This is a genomic window from Bartonella pachyuromydis, assembly GCF_039543065.1.
GTDB lineage: Bacteria > Pseudomonadota > Alphaproteobacteria > Rhizobiales > Rhizobiaceae > Bartonella > Bartonella pachyuromydis.
In genome coordinates this window covers 102,357-120,873 of the sequence record NZ_BAABJA010000005.1, presented here as the reverse complement: position 1 = coordinate 120,873, position 18,517 = coordinate 102,357, and the positions used below count along the sequence as shown (strand labels likewise).

Annotated in this window: 15 protein-coding genes; 7 read left to right on the top strand and 8 right to left on the bottom strand. The window is 37.4% G+C overall.

Annotated features, from left to right (window positions below; translation table 11 throughout):
* Nucleotides 1-51 precede the first annotated feature (51 nt).
* The gene (gene guaB, locus ABD917_RS05185) at nt 52-1,551 is read left to right on the top strand and encodes an IMP dehydrogenase (RefSeq protein ID WP_345119036.1); all 1,500 of its coding nucleotides are present in this window, start codon (nt 52-54) and stop codon (nt 1,549-1,551) included.
* 162 nt (nt 1,552-1,713) lie between these two features.
* Here the strand turns inward: guaB and ABD917_RS05180 are convergent, their stop codons facing one another.
* Nucleotides 1,714-1,863, bottom strand: coding sequence for a hypothetical protein (locus ABD917_RS05180; RefSeq protein ID WP_345119035.1), 150 nt, complete (start codon nt 1,861-1,863; stop codon nt 1,714-1,716).
* A gap of 1,238 nt (nt 1,864-3,101) precedes the next feature.
* Here ABD917_RS05180 and ABD917_RS05175 point away from each other — a divergent pair.
* The 3 genes from ABD917_RS05175 to ABD917_RS05165 all read left to right on the top strand — a co-directional run bounded on the left by ABD917_RS05175 (nt 3,102) and on the right by ABD917_RS05165 (nt 7,019).
* Nucleotides 3,102-4,388: an RsmB/NOP family class I SAM-dependent RNA methyltransferase gene (locus ABD917_RS05175; RefSeq protein ID WP_345119034.1), complete on the top strand. Its 1,287-nt coding sequence runs from the start codon at nt 3,102-3,104 to the stop codon at nt 4,386-4,388.
* Between the two features lie 135 nt (nt 4,389-4,523).
* Nucleotides 4,524-6,080, top strand: coding sequence for a glutamine-hydrolyzing GMP synthase (gene guaA / locus ABD917_RS05170; RefSeq protein ID WP_345119033.1), 1,557 nt, complete (start codon nt 4,524-4,526; stop codon nt 6,078-6,080).
* A 216-nt stretch (nt 6,081-6,296) separates the two neighbouring features.
* Nucleotides 6,297-7,019: a glycerophosphodiester phosphodiesterase gene (locus ABD917_RS05165; protein ID WP_345119032.1), complete on the top strand. Its 723-nt coding sequence runs from the start codon at nt 6,297-6,299 to the stop codon at nt 7,017-7,019.
* Between the two features lie 114 nt (nt 7,020-7,133).
* On the opposite strand, the gene ABD917_RS05160 is transcribed toward ABD917_RS05165, so the two are convergent.
* From ABD917_RS05160 to ABD917_RS05130, 7 genes are all read right to left on the bottom strand, one after another.
* On the bottom strand, nt 7,134-8,180 hold the full coding sequence (locus ABD917_RS05160) for a sn-glycerol-3-phosphate import ATP-binding protein UgpC (RefSeq protein ID WP_345119031.1): 1,047 nt from the start codon (nt 8,178-8,180) through the stop codon (nt 7,134-7,136).
* 2 nt (nt 8,181-8,182) lie between these two features.
* On the bottom strand, nt 8,183-9,034 hold the full coding sequence (ugpE, locus tag ABD917_RS05155; RefSeq protein ID WP_345119030.1) for a sn-glycerol-3-phosphate ABC transporter permease UgpE: 852 nt from the start codon (nt 9,032-9,034) through the stop codon (nt 8,183-8,185).
* A gap of 10 nt (nt 9,035-9,044) precedes the next feature.
* The gene (gene ugpA, locus ABD917_RS05150; RefSeq protein WP_345119029.1) at nt 9,045-9,929 is read right to left on the bottom strand and encodes a sn-glycerol-3-phosphate ABC transporter permease UgpA; all 885 of its coding nucleotides are present in this window, start codon (nt 9,927-9,929) and stop codon (nt 9,045-9,047) included.
* Between the two features lie 102 nt (nt 9,930-10,031).
* Nucleotides 10,032-11,357 (bottom strand): sn-glycerol-3-phosphate ABC transporter substrate-binding protein UgpB, encoded by a 1,326-nt coding sequence (ugpB, locus tag ABD917_RS05145; protein ID WP_345119028.1) that lies wholly within the window; start codon nt 11,355-11,357, stop codon nt 10,032-10,034.
* Between the two features lie 1,133 nt (nt 11,358-12,490).
* Entirely contained in the window at nt 12,491-13,426 is a 936-nt protein-coding gene (locus ABD917_RS05140; protein WP_345119027.1) for a metal ABC transporter solute-binding protein, Zn/Mn family, read from the bottom strand.
* Nucleotide 13,427: 1 nt separating this feature from the next.
* Nucleotides 13,428-14,309 carry a metal ABC transporter permease gene (locus ABD917_RS05135; protein ID WP_345119026.1) on the bottom strand — a complete coding sequence of 294 codons (882 nt, stop codon included), beginning with the start codon at nt 14,307-14,309 and terminating at the stop codon, nt 13,428-13,430.
* Between the two features lie 4 nt (nt 14,310-14,313).
* Nucleotides 14,314-15,066: an ABC transporter ATP-binding protein gene (locus ABD917_RS05130; RefSeq protein ID WP_345119025.1), complete on the bottom strand. Its 753-nt coding sequence runs from the start codon at nt 15,064-15,066 to the stop codon at nt 14,314-14,316.
* A gap of 692 nt (nt 15,067-15,758) precedes the next feature.
* On the opposite strand from ABD917_RS05130, the gene nrdH reads away from it, so the two are divergent.
* Genes nrdH through nrdE form a run of 3 tightly spaced genes read left to right on the top strand, consistent with a single transcriptional unit; the run spans nt 15,759 to nt 18,513 of the window.
* On the top strand, nt 15,759-15,983 hold the full coding sequence (nrdH, locus tag ABD917_RS05125; protein ID WP_345119024.1) for a glutaredoxin-like protein NrdH: 225 nt from the start codon (nt 15,759-15,761) through the stop codon (nt 15,981-15,983).
* Nucleotides 15,983-16,381 carry a class Ib ribonucleoside-diphosphate reductase assembly flavoprotein NrdI gene (nrdI, locus tag ABD917_RS05120; protein WP_345119023.1) on the top strand — a complete coding sequence of 133 codons (399 nt, stop codon included), beginning with the start codon at nt 15,983-15,985 and terminating at the stop codon, nt 16,379-16,381. The genes nrdH and nrdI overlap by 1 nt, the downstream gene beginning before the upstream one ends.
* A complete protein-coding gene (gene nrdE, locus ABD917_RS05115; RefSeq protein WP_345119071.1) occupies nt 16,363-18,513 on the top strand; it encodes a class 1b ribonucleoside-diphosphate reductase subunit alpha in 2,151 nt (716 codons plus the stop codon). Before nrdI ends, nrdE begins: the two co-directional genes overlap by 19 nt.
* Nucleotides 18,514-18,517: the final 4 nt, after the last annotated feature.

Here is an 18,517-nt window from a genome sequence, read left to right as displayed (position 1 = left end):
CGCAGTTGTATGAAACTACTTGCGGTATTTTATTATAAAAGGAATTTGGCTATGGCAAAGATTGTTGAAACGGGGACAGGGGTATTGGCATTGACTTTTGATGATGTGCTTTTACAGCCTGGTCATTCTCTTGTTATGCCCAGCCAAGTAGATTTGAGAACACGTATTGCAGCTGATATTAAGCTAAATTTGCCGTTGCTTTCAGCTGCGATGGATACTGTTACAGAATCGCGCTTGGCTATTGCTATGGCTCAAGCTGGTGGTCTTGGTGTGATTCATCGTAATATGTCTGCTACAGAGCAAGCTGAAGAGGTTCGTCAAGTCAAGAAGTTTGAATCTGGTATGGTTGTTAATCCAGTAACGATAGGGCCGGATGCAACACTTGAAGAGGCGAAAGCTTTGATGCGCTCCTATGGTATTTCGGGTATTCCGGTTGTTGAAAATGGCGCTAAAGGTGAAACTGCTGGACGGCTTGTTGGCATTTTGACAAACAGGGATGTACGTTTTGCATCGGATCCAAAACAAAAAATTTATGAATTAATGACACATGAAAATTTGATCACGGTGCATGAAAATGTCCAACTTAGTGAGGCTAAGTATCTTTTACATCATCATAGGATTGAAAAGTTGTTGGTTGTGGATGAACAAAATCGCTGTGTTGGTTTGATAACAGTTAAGGATATTGAAAAAGCACAATTAAATCCAAATGCTGCCAAAGATTCTCAAGGTCGTTTGCGTGTTGGTGCTGCCAGTAGTGTGGGGAATGATGGAATTGAACGGGCTGAACGACTTATTGATGCAGGTGTTGATGTATTGGTGATTGATACAGCGCATGGCCATTCTCAACGTGTGTTAGAGACCGTTGAACGGATTAAAAAAATGGCGATTTCTCCGGCTGTTATTGCTGGTAATGTAGCGACTTCTCAGGCAACACAGGCGTTAATTGATAGTGGTGCAGATGCGGTAAAGGTTGGTATTGGTCCTGGTTCTATTTGTACTACAAGAATTGTTGCAGGGGTTGGTGTTCCTCAACTTGCAGCCATTATGAATGCTGCTGAAGTTGCTGAAAAAGCGGGTATTCCTGTGATTGCGGATGGTGGGATTAAAGCTTCGGGTGATTTTGCTAAAGCTTTAGCAGGTGGAGCTTGTGCTGCTATGATTGGCTCTCTTTTAGCGGGTACAGATGAAAGTCCTGGCGAAGTTTATCTTTATCAAGGGAGATCTTTTAAAGCCTATCGTGGTATGGGGTCTGTTGGTGCTATGGCAAGGGGATCGGCAGATCGCTATTTTCAGGATGAAGTGCGTGATGAACTTAAATTGGTTCCTGAAGGTGTAGAGGGGCAAGTCGCTTATAAAGGCCCTATAGCATCGGTTTTGCACCAACTTGCTGGTGGATTGCGAGCCTCAATGGGGTATGTTGGGGCGAAGAATTTAGCAGAGTTTCGTGAAAAAGCGACGTTTGTTCGTATCACCAATGCTGGACTCCATGAAAGTCATACACATGATGTTGCTATCACACGGGAGAGTCCAAATTACCGAGGCCCTGTTTGATGTATAAGTGTATAGAGCTATGTGACATGGTATAAAATTCTTTAAGAAAATGTAGTGAGACTATCATTTTTCTCTTTATAGTTTAGTGTAGTAACTCTAAAAGGGAAAGAATTGGAGGCTTATATTCCAATTCTTTCTGCGTGTTATACGAAATTAAGGGAATTAACTTTTTGTCGTCTTTCGTGTCGACTTTGACGCACGTTGGCGAGTGTTAGCCTGATCACTTTGGATGGATTTCTTTCCATTGTTTGAGGGCATTGTATTGTGACGGCTTTTAGATGAAGTCGTTTTTCCATTATTATAAGTGTTCATTATTTTCTCCTTTTAAATTATCTGGCTTAAGGCCAGTATAATAAAAACGGTCATGCCAAATAGTGGTTCCAAGCCTTTTCTAAAAAGTTAATATTTTGTCAGGAATCATATGGACATGTTGATCCTAAGAGGAATGTTTTTCATTTTTTAAAGAAAGGTAGTCTTTTCAAGATAGAGCGATATCTGATGTTAAGTGCTGTTTATAGAGAGGTCTGAAAACTTAATTTATAAGGAAATAAGAAGGGGATGATTGTTGCTTGTAAACCAACATTCAAATCTAATACAGCCATATGTTTGAGATAGAAATTAAGATGAATAAGAGCTTATAAGCAGTTTCAGCTTTTGTATGGCAAATAGGGGCGAGCATATTGCTTATATTTGTTTAGGTAATTTTTGAGACAGGAAGATAGCCTTATTTGGAGAGGAGATAAAGCTGTAAAGGCAGAAATCAGTTTCCGTTTTTACCATCTTCTTTAATTCAGTTTTACGCTTTTCATAAGCATTCAGAATTATATCTTTAAAAAATAACAGAGATTACGTATTGCCTTATGCTTGTGTTTTTCTCATTTTTTTTAATGGGATATGTCCTCTCCATAAAACAAAGTGCCATTGCGTTGCTAATTCATGCATTTTTTAAAAGAAACTTTCTCAAAGGGCTTCAGCACTTTTTATAAAGGCATTGGTGAATGCTATATGGATAAAACCATTGAACGCCACCATATTTATATTGATGAAATAAGCACGTTAGTAACATCATACTATTGATATTCTACATGTTGCAATAGCCTTTGGCACCTAAGAGCATTCACGAGAGGTATTTTTATTTTTTTCTTTAAGAGTTTTTTACTTACACGCTAATCTTGCTTAGATGTATAAGAAAATGATTTTATTTGATTGAATATAAACAGGTTGAAATAAAAAAAATTCTACGATATTCAGAGCTTTTATTCAACATGCAAGTAAATAAATTATCATTATAAATCAATATATTGTAAAATACTTTTAAGAAAATACCTTACAGTATCAAGATAGAATAGAGGTATTTTAGAGTGAGGGGAATATAAAGGGATAGTAGATGAAATGAAGAGTTTGAAATGCTAAACAAAGTGCGATTAGAATCATTTAATCTCCGATGTAAGTTTTGTATAGTTTTGAGAAATTCCATTGGCGTTAAGAAAGATAATTTTATTTTTACTTAAATTGTTAAAATAATTGCAAAAATTCAATGGGAGAAATGAATGCGCTTAGGTGGGCGTTTGCGTGCAGCAGTAGAAATTCTACAAGAGATAGAAATACGGCACTACCCCGCAAGTGAAGCTTTAAAAGCTTGGGGCCTTTCTCATCGCTTTGCCGGTGCCAATGATCGCGCAGCAATTAGTACAATTGTTTATGATGTTTTAAGACGGCGTTATTCTTTACAATGGCGTATGGAAAGTGATGACATTCGAGATAGTGTTTTTGGTGCTTTATTAGACACTGGAAAAATGACCATTGAACAAATTGATGGTGAATTAGCAGGAGATCGATTTGCCCCACAGCTATTAGGAATTAAGCAGCGTCAATCATGGCAAAAACGACAATTAGTGGATGCTCCAGACTATATTCGTGGTGATATTCCCAAATGGTGTCAAGCGCATTTGAGTCCTGTATTTTCCGATAATTGGGTTGTTGAAGCTGCTGCATTAGCAACACGTCCTCCTTTAGATTTACGCGTGAATAGTTTAAAGGCAACGCCAGAGAAGGTTTTACAAGAATTAGTAAAAACCAAACCTCAACCATTTTCATGGTTTCCGCAAGCTTTAAGAATTGCGCCGCTTGAAAAATTTAACCGTCATCCTAATCTTCAAGTTGAAACGGCTTTTCAGAAGGGGCACTTTGAAATACAAGATTTAGGATCTCAGATTGTTGCCTATCTTGTCGAAGCAAAAGTCAATATGCAAGTATTAGATTATTGTGCCGGAGCTGGTGGCAAAACCTTAGCTTTGACTGCTAGTATGAAAAATCAAGGGCAAATTTATGCTTATGATTCAAATGAAGCCCGTTTGGCTCCTCTTTTTGAGCGTCTTCGCCGTGCTGGTGTTCATAATGTCCAGCCACTTAGGAATATAGAAGCATTAAAGCCGTTAGTAGGTCGAATGGATATCGTTTTACTAGATGCACCATGTAGCGGTACAGGAACATGGCGGCGGCGACCAGATACGAAATGGCGCTTGACGTTAGAACAGGTAAAACAACGCCAAATAGAACAGAAGACTATTTTGCATGAGGCTATAAATTATCTTAAATCAAACGGGCGTTTAGTCTATATTACATGCTCTCTTTTTGTGGATGAGAATGAGGAACAAATTTCTCGCTTTCTACAACGATATTGTCATTTTTATCCAATAAATATGCGGGCTCTTTGGCAGCAATATTTTAGTTCTTCACCGGTGCAACCAATCTTTTCAAATTATGGACTCACCTTATCGCCAGCAGCAACAAAAACAGATGGTTTCTTTTTGTCAGTGTTGCAAAAAAGACATTGAGATATCGTCTCGCACTTTGTATTTTTAAATTTTACAAGAAAAACCTTTTTTTCCAGTGAAGAGGCTTGTGAAAAGAAAAAGATTGAATAATAAATCTTAATTTGTTCTCATTGTATAATGACTGATTGGTTTTCTATGAGCATAGCACATCTAGACACTGTTCTTATTATTGATTTTGGTTCACAGGTGACACAACTTATTGCACGGCGGGTGCGAGCAATGGGTGTCTATTGTGAAATTGTCCCTTTTCAATCCGCTTTAGAAGGCATGCAAAGGATAAATCCTAAAGCTATTATTTTATCGGGTAGTCCCTATTCAGTTATTGATGATGGTTCACCGCGTGCTCCGATGGAGATTTTTGCAAGGGGGGTCCCAGTACTTGGTATTTGTTATGGCGAACAAGTGATGTGTGTTCAGCTTGGGGGAAAAGTTGAAGCTGGACATGAGCGTGAATTTGGGCGTGCTTTATTGGAGATACAAGAGGAGAATGCACTTTTTGATGGTGTGTGGGAAAAGGGTTCTTGTTATCAAGTATGGATGAGTCACGGTGACCGTGTAACGGCTTTACCTGAAGGTTTTCGTGTCATAGCAACCTCAAAAGGCGCTCCCTATGCTGCTATTGCTGATGAAAAAAGACGCCTTTACGCAGTGCAGTTTCATCCTGAAGTTGTTCATACACCGGATGGTACAGAACTTTTGCAAAATTTTGTTCATAAAATTTCTGGTCTTAAGGGCGATTGGTCCATGGCTTCTTACCGTGAGCAGGCAATTGCTACGATACGACAAAAAGTTGGTAAAAGTCGTGTCATTTGTGGTCTTTCAGGTGGTGTGGATTCGTCAGTGGTAGCTGTGCTCCTCCATGAAGCAATAGGAGATCAGCTAACATGTATTTTGGTAGATCATGGATTGATGCGCAAGAATGAAGCTGAAGAAGTTCTCACACTCTTTCGTGATCATTATAATATAGAACTTATTCACGTTAATGCTGCTAACATGTTTCTCAGTGCTTTAGAAGGTGAGACAGATCCAGAAAAAAAGCGCAAAACAATTGGGCGTCTTTTTATTGAAGTTTTTGAAGAAGAAACCAAAAAAATTGGAGGCGCAGAGTTTTTAGCCCAGGGTACGCTTTATCCAGATGTCATAGAGAGTGTTTCAGCGATTGGTAAATCAATAACAATTAAAAGCCACCATAATGTAGGAGGCTTACCAGAACGCATGAACATGAAACTTGTAGAACCATTGCGTGAACTGTTTAAGGATGAGGTTCGCACGCTAGGACGAGAATTAGGATTACCTGAACAGTTTATAGGCCGTCATCCTTTTCCAGGTCCTGGTCTTGCAATTCGCTGTCCAGGAGCAGTGACACGCGAAAAATTAGAAATTTTACGTGAAGCAGATGCTATTTACCTTGATGAAATCCGTAAAGCTGGTCTTTATGATGAAATTTGGCAAGCTTTTGCTGTTCTTCTTCCTGTTCAGACCGTTGGTGTGATGGGTGATGGACGCACTTATGAATTTGTTTGTGCTCTTCGTGCAGTGACATCTATAGATGGAATGACTGCTGATTTTTATCCCTATGATATGGTGTTTTTAAGCAAAACAGCAGCGCGCATTATTAACGAAGTAAGAGGTATTAATCGTGTTGTTTATGATATAACTTCAAAACCTCCAGGGACCATTGAGTGGGAATGATTGAAATGAACTACAAATCTTATTGCATCATGTATGATACGTGAAGGAGAGAGCATTAATCATGTTGTGTATGATATAACTCCAAAGTCATTTCAAAAATGAGAGTGTTGTTTAAAATTTTATCTTTAGAAGAGTAGACAAAAAACGATTTTTTAAAATCATTGTCTGATTTGTATGAAGAAATATCGTTTAAAGTTAAGAAGTGTGAAATAGTGCATGCCTGAGAAAAAAATTGTTGCACATCGTGGTGGAACGCATCTTTATCCTGAAAATACCCTTTCGGCATTTCGTAACGCTATAGCGTTAGGTATTGATGAAATTGAATGCGATGTTCATTTACTTAAAAGCGGTGAAGTGGTTGTATTTCATGATTTTCGTCTAGAACAACTTGTTGGAAAAACAGGATATATTCATGATATTGATAATGAAACACGCAAAAAACTCTGCGTAAGAGGAAGTATGGAAGCACCTCCTTTACTAGAAGAAGTGCTTGATCTTTTAGTACCCACCAACGTTGCATTACATCTTGAAATTAAAACATGTGGTGAAGTTGAACGTGAGACGATTTTATCCCAAAAAGCGCTTACATTGATAAAAAGCCGAAATTTAGCAGAACGCGTTTCTGCAATCAGTTTTGATCCTGCAAGTCTTCGTCCCTTTATTGAAGCAGGAATAACATCTGGTCCATGTCTTGATAGTTTTGCTGGTGATATGAAACATCATTTTTCTGAGTGGAAAAAATTGGGATATTCTGATTTGAGTTTAGATGGTTCCATTGTCCCACAGAACTTTCTTGAATCTGCGCTTGAAGCTGGCTTTACGGTAGGGGTATGGACAATCAATGGAAAAGCTCGATTATCACATTGGTTGGATATGCCTGTTCACTATATCACCACAGATCAACCTGACCTCGCTTTACAATTGCGAGCACAAAGATAAAAAGCATATATTGTGTAAAAAGCTTTTCCCTCCTAATGGAAATGGGGCTAGTAGGAGGGAGATAAGTAAGAATCATTCTCGATGGTGCTTATAAGGTTAAAGCCTCTACACTATTTACTTATTAGCTGTACGTTTTCCAGTGGTTTTATTAAAAGTATGAAAGCTCTGATGAGGAACAGTAAAACTTAATTTTTGACCATAGTCGTGTGTAAAACGCTCCTTTATTTCAATGGTAAAAATATTGTCTTCCCAACGCGTTAAAACATGGCTTCCTGTCCCGATAGGCTTGATAAGCTCAATTTGTGTATGAAAAACAGGTCCTTGATCTGGATATTCTCCCAATAAAATTATCTCTGGTCTGAAAGCTAACAGATCAGTTTCTGGACTATAAGATAATGCACGGCCTAAGTGTTGTTCTAAGATTTGACGATCAAGAAAATTCATGGGAGGAGAACCAATAAAATCAGCCACAAATGTTGTTGCTGGATAATCATAAATTTCCATTGGCGTTCCAATTTGCTCGATAGCTCCTTTATTCATGACAACAATTCTATCTGCGAGTGTCATCGCTTCTAGTTGATCATGGGTAACATAGAGACTGGTTGTACCTAATGAACGCTGGAGTGTTTTAATCTCAATGCACATTTGTGCTCGCAATTTCGCATCAAGGTTTGAGAGAGGTTCATCAAAGAGGAAGACACGTGGTTGACGCACAATTACGCGCCCCATTGCCACACGTTGGCGTTGTCCTCCTGATAATTGCCGTGGTTTACGATCCAGAAATTGCTCTATTTGCAAAAGTTTTGCAGCGTGTGTGATACGTCTATTGATTTCATCTTTAGGTGTTTTACGATTTTTAAGACCATATTCTAAATTTCCACGAACTGTCATATGGGGATAAAGTGCGTAATTTTGAAAAACCATAGCAATATCACGATCAGCTGGTTCACGCTCATTGATACGCTCGTTATCAATAGTGAGTTCACCTGAAGTAACTTGTTCAAGCCCTGCAATGATACGTAATAATGTTGATTTTCCACATCCTGAAGGTCCAACAAGAACAAGAAGTTCTCTATCAGCAACTGTTAAGTTCAAATCATCAATGACCAGAATGCCGTTGTCATACTGTTTTTTTATATTTGATAACTGGATTATGGCCACAGTTATTTCTCCGTTTCAATAAGACCTTTGATAAAAAGTCGCTGCATGCAGATGACGATAAGAACAGGCGGCACCATAGCAACGACCGATACTGCCATGAGTATATTCCATTGAGGATCATGTTGAAGTGATTCTACAATAAGTTGTTTTAGAATAATAAGAATAGTTTGATGATTTTGATCAGTTGTAACGATAAGAGGCCAGAGATACTGTATCCATCCATAAATAAACATAATAATAAATAAAGCGGCGATATTGCTTTTGCTGAGAGGAAGAAGAATATCTTTAAAAAATTTAAATGGTCCTGCACCATCAACACGAGCAGCTTCTAGGAGTTCGTCTGGAACAGTTAAAAAAAACTGACGAAATAAAAATGTAGCAGTTGCAGATGCAATAAGTGGAATAATCATTCCGCTATAGGTGTTTATCATGCCCAATTGCGCGACAATTGCATATGTTGGAATAATACGAACTTCAACAGGAAGCATCAGAGTGATAAAGATGAGAGCAAAAGCAGTTTTTCGGAAAGGAAAACGCATGTAAACAATTGCATAAGCAGAAAAGAGCGAAATAATGATCTTCCCAATACTAATACCAAGAGCCATAATAAGCGAATTTATTAAAAGTGGCCAAAGATTGGGTAGTCCGAGTTTCTCAAGTCCATCACCAAAGATTGTTTGATAGTTTTCCAGAGCATGTCGTCCTGGTAAAAGAGGAAGTGCCCCTGAACTAAATGCAGCTGAACTATGGGTTGACGCAATAATAGCAACATAAACAGGAAAACAAATAACAATAATACCAATAATAAGAGTGAGATGGGTTAGAAATTTCAAAATAGGGCGATTTTCAACCATAATTTGTTTCCTAATATTGTACGCGGCGTTCAATCCAGCAAAACTGGATAAACGTTAAAACAATCACCATCAACATTAATATTGTTGATTGTGCCGCTGATGCACCTATTATTTGGTTTTTAAATCCATCATCATAGATTTTATAGACGAGAGTACTTGTTGCACGTGCAGGACCTCCAGAGGTGATATTATCAATGATACCAAATGTATCAAACATGACATATTGAATATTGACAACAAAAAGAAAAAAGGTTGTCGGTGAAATTTGTGGAAACACTACAGTCCAAAATCGTTTAAAGGGACCTGCACCATCAATTGCTGCTGCTTCTATTTGGGAACGTGGAACAGATTGGAGCCCAGCTAGAAAAAAGAGAAAATTATAGGAGATTTGTTTCCAGCTTGCTGCAATCACAATAAGGACCATTGCTTGTGTACCATTAATGCGATAATTCCATATAATACCGATTTTTTCCAACAGAACAGGGATAATTCCGATGATTGGATGGAAGATAAACAACCATAATATACCTGCCAATACTGGAGCGACAGCATAAGGCCAGAGAAAAAGCGTTGTATAAGCCTTTTTTGCACGAATGACACGATCAACACAGACAGCTAAAAGAAGAGCCATTGTCATTGAAACAACAGTAACCGAAATAGAAAATATTGCGGTGGTGAGCAGTGACTTTAGATAAGCAAAATCAGAGAGGATATTTATATAATTTTCAAAACCAATAAAAGTTGTCGAAAAACCAAAAGGATCCTCACGCTCAAAAGATGACTTTATTGCTTGGGCAGCAGGCAAAAAGAAAAACAAAAAAGTCACAATGAGCTGAGGAAACAGCAGCCAATAAGAGAGTAAACTATTTTTGAAATATGCATGTTTCTCTTGCATCCATAAGGCTCTTTTACACACAGAAACTTTCTAAAAGTGAACGAATAAAAAGATTAAACTGTTTGATTAACTTTTTGATCATTAATGATTAAAAATAAAACTCTAATGATTGGATTTTTCAAATTCACGTAAAAGCTTATTGCCACGTTCAACGGTTTCATCTAATCCATCTTTTGGTGTTTTTAAACCACTAAGGACAGCTTCTAATTCCTGATCAAGAATGGAACGAATTTGTGGTAAATTACCAAATCTTATGCCCTTTGAGTTAATAGTTGGTTGGTTAAGATTAATCTGTTTAATTGCAATATCTGCACTGACATTTTTATCGTAATATTGCTGTTGTTTGCTCAATTCATAAGCAGCTTTTGTTGTTGGAAGATAACCTGTTATCTGGTGCCATTTGGCTTGATTATCTGCTCTGGAGAGATATTTAAGAAAAGCAGCTGCACCAGCATATTCTTCAGGGGTATGACCTTTCAAAGCCCAAATAGAGGCACCACCAATAATTGAATTTTGTGGAGCACCTTTTACATCAGCATAATAGGGCAGCATACCAAATCCTACTTTGAACTGTGCTTCAGATAGAATTCCATCACGAGAGCCAGAAGATTGCATAAAGATTGCACAATTTTGCGACATAAACATTGGTGTTGCATCTAATGCTCCAGCAGGACCACCATAGCGAAAAATGCCTTGGTCAGACCATCTTTTAAGGTCGCTCCACATACGCACTTGTAAAGGCCCGTTAAAGGTAAGTTTTGCCTCAAGTCCGCCGAAACCATTCTCTTTCGTTCCAAAGGGAACATTATGCAATGCTGAAAAATTTTCTATGCCAATCCATTGGGCTGCATAAGACATTGTGAAGCCACAGCTTGCTGCTTTAGTTTCAAGAATTTTTTTGGAGAAATTTTCTATATCTTGCCATGTTTTAGGCGGTTGTTCTGGATCAAGCCCTGCTTTTTTAAAGATATCCTTATTATAATAAAGGATTGGTGTTGAAGAATTGAATGGCATAGAAAGCATTCGCCCTTGAACATCTGAGTAATAGCCACTGATAGCAGGCAAATAATCTGTAGAATCAAATTCTTGTTTTGTATCTTCCATAAGTTGATAAATGGGATAAATGGCACCTTTTGCAGCCATCATGGTCCCAGTACCAATTTCATAGATTTGGGCGAGAACGGGTTGTTGCTTTCCACGAAATGCTGCAATGAGTGAAACCATAGCTTCTTCATATTCACCACGAAATGAAGGCACAACTTTATACTTAGACTGACTGGCATTAAAGTCGTTAATAAAACGCTCAGTTTGTTTTCCTAGCTCGCCGCTCATAGAATGCCAAAAGCTAATTTTTGTTTGCGCAAATCCCGCTGTTGCCATGCTAATAGTAATTGCAAACGCTGCTATAGAAAAATAAAAACGACTCATGGTTCCCCCCTTTTTGAAGTAATGGAACGTAGATTTCCCTAGATTTATGGTATTATACATGAACACGCCATGACAGTTTTGTTTCAGAAGTAGGTTGGTTCATTTAAACAGGAAGCACCAAAAGGTCAAACGAATTTGTTTAGACTTACTTGTTTTCTTTTATGAAAGCTATAGTACGTTAACGGGGTACTGTCCTGTGGCATTTGCTAAAAACAAAAAGGTTTTGAGTAAAGCAGTAAGAAAGCCTAAGAATATAAACAGTAAATGCCATTCAATTGTGGCTATTTTACAGTATTCAGATTTATTTTTTCAAGAAAAAGTCGTTTATTTTCTGTGTGGGTTGTTGTGTAACTTTTGAACAATAAGTTTGAGGTAAATTATGCGTCTTTCATTTGAAAGAGACTTTATTAAAATAGATTTTAAAACTTGTTTAAGAGCTTATCATCATCCAAAACTTTTCTGGTATAGTCTCCAAAATGACGTTAAAATCATCCGTTTTAAGGAATGATGAGCCGTGATTTTAGGATTGGCGAAATTTCTTTAGGCACTTTGACGATGTTTTTTATCTGTAAAACAACTTATTTTAGTATTTTTATACAACTCTAAATCATGTTTTGTAGGGCATTTTTAGGCATAAAAACAGAAAAATTATTACGTAGACAGTATTAGTTTTAGGAGCAAAAATAATTTTAAAACAAAATACAATTACGTTTTTTACAGAGTGAGCTTCTGTCACGGATACATCAATGTATATTGAGTAAATTTGAAAAACAAGAAAGGGAATTCAAGCATAAATGATATTTTGTTTGTGAAAGATTTATTGATCATCATTGAGGATAATATTTTAAAAACGATGAGAAAGTATTTTGTTACTTGATGATAGATTTTGTTGATGCGTTTTAGATAACTTCTATAATAATTTTAACTTTTCATAGATTTTAAGCTTTTTCTGTTTAGCATCTGGTCAAATATATATTTTTATATCAAAAAATTTTCCATAAATGTCATTTTAGGGTTATGTAAAAACGACAAAGTAAACCATTTTTTATGGAATAGGGGAATTATAAAGCACCTTGAAGAATTGTTTTTTCTTCTAATAACCAAGGTTTGTTCATTTTTTTGTAAAATGCTTCTTAATGTTTTGTAATGGCGTTAATAATAGTATTCACGTTATGTTCCATCATATCGAGATAAGTTGCAGCAGGGCCATTTTCGTTTGACAATGCGTCAGAATACAATATTCCACCGATTTTTAGACCTGTTTCTTTTGCAATCTGTTTTATAAGACGCGGATTGGAAATATTTTCAATGAACAGTGCTGTTGCTTTATTGGTTTTAATTTGTTTAATAAGTTTTGCTACATCAGCTGGTGTTGCTTCCGCTTCTGTTGAAGCACTTTGCGGAGCAAGGATAGTAAAACCATATTCCTTAGCAAAATAACCAAAAGCGTCATGAGATGTGATGATAATACGCTGATCTTTTGGGATAATGGCAATTTTTGTTTTAAGTTTTTCTTGCATTGCCTTAAGCTTTTGGAGGTAGATTTCAGCATTTTTGTTGTAGCTTGTACAGGATGGTTGATCGATTTTACAAAAAGCAGCAGCGATATTTTTGATATAAATTTCAACATTGGGGATAGTTTGCCAAGCATGTGGATCAATATAGCTGTTGTGGTGATATTGTTGGGCACTCTGTTCTTGATTTTTTATTTTGAGGGGAGAAATGCTAGTACTCACTTCGACAAGAAGCGCCTTTGTCCCGCTTGCAGTGATAAGGCGGTCAATAAATCCTTCTAAATGAAGCCCGTTGATGAAAATAATATCAGCATTTCTAAGAGCTTGGGCATCTCGGGGGGATGGTTCATAAGCATGGGTATTTGCATTAGGTCCGATAAAAGTAGTTGTAGAGACATGATTGCCGCCTACATTTTTTACTAAATCTGCCAAAATAGAAAAGCTCACGACAACTTGAATCTTATTCTGCACATTATGCGCAACAGCAGAAAATGGAAAAAGAGCAAACAATAAGAGAGTTCCAAGTAGAATCAATTGTTGAATAAATTTAGACACATTATTTCCTTAAACGAGGGAGAAACATACAAAATAGATGGGGAAACCATGCCACAATAAACCCACGTGGACTGATAAAGCAGGAAAAAAGATAAATAAATCCCGCAACAATGATAATAGCAGGACCGGAAGGAAGTGACAGATGAAAAGAAAGCAGTAGGCCACATACACTAGCAATGATTCCTAAAAGAGTGGAAAGTGTGCAGATAGGCCCCAAACGCGAGAGCCAAAAACGGGCAGTAATAGCTGGAATCATCATAATGCCAACAGAAAGTAATGTTCCAAGTGATTGGAAACCGCCAACCAGATTTAATACGACAAGTCCAAGCAATGATATATGGACATATTTGCTTAATGGAGAAAGCGATTTAAAAAAGAGAGGATCAAAGCTTTCTAATACGAGTGCGCGCCAGAAAATACAAAGACTGCATATTGTAATCAGCATGATAGTGGTGATGAGTAAGAGGGCTTGTGTATCCAGTGCAAGTACTGAGCCAAATAAGAGATGAAGCAGTTCAATTGTTGAGTTTTTCAGGGAAACAATAATGACACCTGTTGCGAGTGCAATAAGATAAAAGACTGTCATAGATGCGTCTTCTTTCTGAAAGCTATTTCGTGAAATGAGAGCAGTTGCTAAAGCAACAATGATGCCAGCAAAAATACCACCAAGTGTCATAGAGATGAGTGAAAATCCACAAAAAAGAAAAGCTGCCGCAACACCAGGAAGAATGGCATGGGATATAGCATCTCCTGTTAAACTCATGCCACGTAGCATCAGAAATACACCAACAGGACAAGCACTTATGGAGAGAAGGATTGAACCGATAAGAGCATTTTGCATGAAATGGAAGTCAACAAAGGGGGCAAGAAAAAATGCGTACACGTATCTACAACCCTATAAAGTGAGAATCATTGAGAGGAAAATGTTGTTTTAATGTGCTGATATGAAGAGAGCTGGGTGTGAGAGATGACATAATGTGATGAATGTTATCGCAGAAGAATTGAGGTGTTTTTCCATAAAAAGCATGTTGTTGATTAATATGAAGCATTTGAGGAAAACATTTTTGCACAATGAGAGTATCATGGAGTGCTGTAAGAACTGTTCGTCCTTGTTGTTGCCAATGTGCGATCAAGGCAAGAAGGTCCTTTTGGGTATTATAATCTATGCCGTTGAAAGGTTCATCGAGTAAGATAATATCGGCGTCTTGTACAATAATACGTGCAAAGAGAGCGCGTTGTAACTGTCCACCCGACAGTGTATCAAGAGGATGGTTGGCGTATGCTGTAAGCCCAACCATTTCAAGTGCATGCTGAATTTTAGAGAAATAAGGACGTTGATTTTTCCACAATCCACAAAAAGACCACAGTCCTGTTTTTACCAGCATTTTCACATCAATTGGAAATGTTTTATCTATGTCACATTGCTGAGCAAGATAAGCAATCCGACTTTTTTTGGGTTTTGTAATTCTACCTGTGAGAGGTTTAATCAAGCCTGCGATAGTTTTTAGAAGCGTAGATTTTCCAGCACCATTATCACCCGTTATTGCTACCAACGAGCCAGCTTTTAACTTTGCTGAAAAGCTTCTTATTGCTATTCTTTTTCCATAGCCTAAAGTTGCATCGTCAAAATGCAGATCCATAATTCATGACCATCTTTAATTATTTATCATATAGAACATATGTAATAATATAACGTTTGTCAATAAAGCGTTATATTATTACATTGTTGTGGGTATTGAGAATTTTAGTGGGAAGATCGTGGAAAATTAAAAATAATGATTGAATTTTCCTTGACGAAAGAGAGAGTGTGTATACTATATATAGTATCAAAATGATTGGTGATTCTAAATAAGCACAAGTGAGGGTATAGTGTGTTTCGTTTGGTATCTAAGTTATTTCCAATGTGATTGTAGAAGAGTTTATTGGCCAAGAGTAGAGTAATGTTTTGGCTGAGGTCTCTTTTGGAAGAATTTCCTTTCGTTTTTGTAAGTTGATTTTTGTCATAAGAGTAAAACTAAGCTATTGGAAAACAGTGGCTGGGGGCGTTAGTTTTTTAGACAGTAGGAGGGAATTGTAATGCAAACAAAAGATTATTTTATAACTGGGGGGCTGTGCCATTTAAGTTGTAGAATGATCATTTATTCTCATCATAATTTTAAAATTATTTGATGGGGGCTTCTGTTCTATTCAGGAAGCTATGTATTATTTGAATAAAGAGTACAGCTGTATGTGTTTGCGTACGATTTCTGTTTTTTGTTATCCTTGAGTATTTATAAAGTTAAGAATGAACCCTTTTAGGGTTAATTTGTTAAGATTATGAAAGTTGAAGAAAATGCCGGTCACTATTTATAGCAAACCATCTTGCGTCCAATGTGATGCTACACGTCGTGCCCTTGATGCTAAAGGTATTAATTATCGTATTGTGGATATTTCCCGCGATGAACAAGCATATAGTTTTGTTCAATCTTTGGGATATCGTCAGGTTCCTGTCGTCGTTTGTGGTGAAAATCATTGGTCTGGTTTTAGGCCAGATATGATTAGTGGTCTTTGTATTTAATGGGACTTATTGTTTATTATTCGAGTGCTACGGGTAATACTGAACATTTTGTTTCACAGGTAGGGCAACGACTCTTCAAAATTGATAAGAAAAAACCGTCTGTGTTGGTTGGTGAGCCTTATGTGTTGGTTCTTCCTACTTATGCAGATGGTGAAGGAAGGGGAGCTGTGCCAAAAGCAGTTATTCATTTCCTCAATGAAAATGAGAATCGCAAATTTATTCGTGGTGTCATTGGCGGTGGGAATCGTAATTTTGGTCGCTATTATAATTTAGCAAGCAAGATCATTTCTGAAAAATGTTTTGTGCCTTGCCTTTATCGTTTTGAGCTGCGTGGAACTGATGAAGATGTTGTTTGTGTAAAAAAGGGATTGGAAAGATTTTGGAAACAATTGGTATAGAAAAATCACAAAAAACAGGTCAGATCACGGATTATCATGCATTGAATGCCATGCTTAATCTGTATGATGAAAATGGTCATATCCAATTTGATATGGATAGACTTGCAGCGCGGCAATATTTTCTTCAGCATGTTAACCAAAATACGGTTTTTTTCCATAATTTGAAGGAAAAAATAGACTACTTAATAGAAGAAGGTTACTATGAAAAAGATTTGTTTGAGCTTTATGATTTTTCTTTTATCAAAAAGCTTTTTAAGCGTGCTTATGCGTTTAAGTTTCGTTTTCCTACTTTTTTAGGCGCATTTAAGTATTATACCAGCTATACACTGAAAACTTTTGATGGGAAGCGCTATCTTGAGCGTTATGAAGACCGGGTCTGCCTTGTTTCTTTATATTTAGCACAGGGCAATAAGGCTCTTGCTGAGATTTTTGTAGATGAAATTATTACAGGACGGTTTCAACCTGCAACACCGACATTTTTAAATGCGGGGAAAAAACAACGTGGCGAATTGGTATCGTGTTTTTTGTTGCGTGTTGAGGATAACATGGAATCCATAGGCCGTTCGGTTAATTCAGCTTTACAGCTTTCAAAGCGCGGTGGAGGGGTAGCGCTTTGTTTAACAAATTTGCGGGAAGCGGGAGCTCCGATCAAGCAGATAGAAAACCAATCTTCAGGTGTTTTACCTGTGATGAAACTCTTGGAAGATTCTTTTTCTTATGCCAATCAACTTGGTGCAAGGCAGGGGGCTGGTGCTGTTTATTTACATGCACATCATTTAGATATTATGAAGTTTTTGGATACAAAGCGTGAGAATGCTGATGAGAAAGTCAGAATTAAAACGCTTTCGCTTGGTGTTGTTATTCCCGATATTACTTTTGAGCTTGCGCGTAATAATGAGGATATGTATCTATTCTCATCTTATGATATTGAGCGCGTTACAGGGAAGCCTTTTAGCGATATTTCTTTGACAGAGCATTATCGTTCTTTTGTTGATGATGCAAGGATTCGTAAAAAGAAAATAAGTGCGCGTGTTTTTTTCCAGACCTTGGCAGAGATTCAATTTGAATCAGGTTATCCCTATATTTTGTTTGAGGATACGGCTAACCGAGCCAATCCGATAGCTGGGCGTATAAGTATGAGCAATTTATGTTCAGAAATTTTACAGGTGAGTGAGGCAAGTGAATTAGAGACGGATTTAACGTATCGCACTGTTGGAAGTGATATATCTTGTAATCTTGGTTCCATGAATATTGCAAAAGCAATGAAAAGTCCTGATTTTGGGCGAACAGTGGAAGCTGCTGTTCGTGCTCTTACAGCTGTTTCCGATATGAGTGATATTGCTTGTGTACCCTCCATTGCCAAAGGCAATGCTGAAAGCCATGCGATTGGTTTGGGGCAAATGAATTTGCATGGTTTTTTAGCGCATGAGCAAATCTATTATGGGTCTCCAGAAGCGATCGATTTTACCAATATTTATTTTTATACAGTAACCTATCATGCAATACGTGCTTCTAATCTAATCGCACGCGAGCGTCAGAAAATCTTCGCAGGATTTGAGAAATCAGCTTATGCAGACGGTCGTTTTTTTGCCAAATATATTGAGAAAGAATGGAAGCCGCAATTTGCACTTGTACAAGAGCTTTTTGCACGGAATAATATTACTATACCAGATCAAAAGGATTGGCAGGAACTCAAGGATTTAGTTATTGAATACGGGCTTTATAATCGCAATCTGCAAGCAGTTCCCCCCACGGGTTCTATTTCCTATATTAATCACGCAACCTCTTCTATTCATCCAATTGCTTCAAAGATTGAAATTCGTAAAGAGGGAAAAATTGGACGTGTTTATTATCCTGCTCCTTACATGGATAATACAAATTTGAATTTTTATCAGGATGCTTATGAGATTGGTCCAGAAAAAATTATTGATACTTATGCTGCTGCTACGCAGCATGTTGATCAAGGTCTTTCATTAACGCTGTTTTTTCCGGATACTGCTACCACACGTGATATTAACCGTGCACAAATTTATGCTTGGAAAAAGGGGATAAAGAGCATTTATTATATACGGCTGCGGCAAGTAGCGTTGAGTGGAACGGAAGTGGATGGCTGTGTTTCGTGTAGTCTATAGGAGA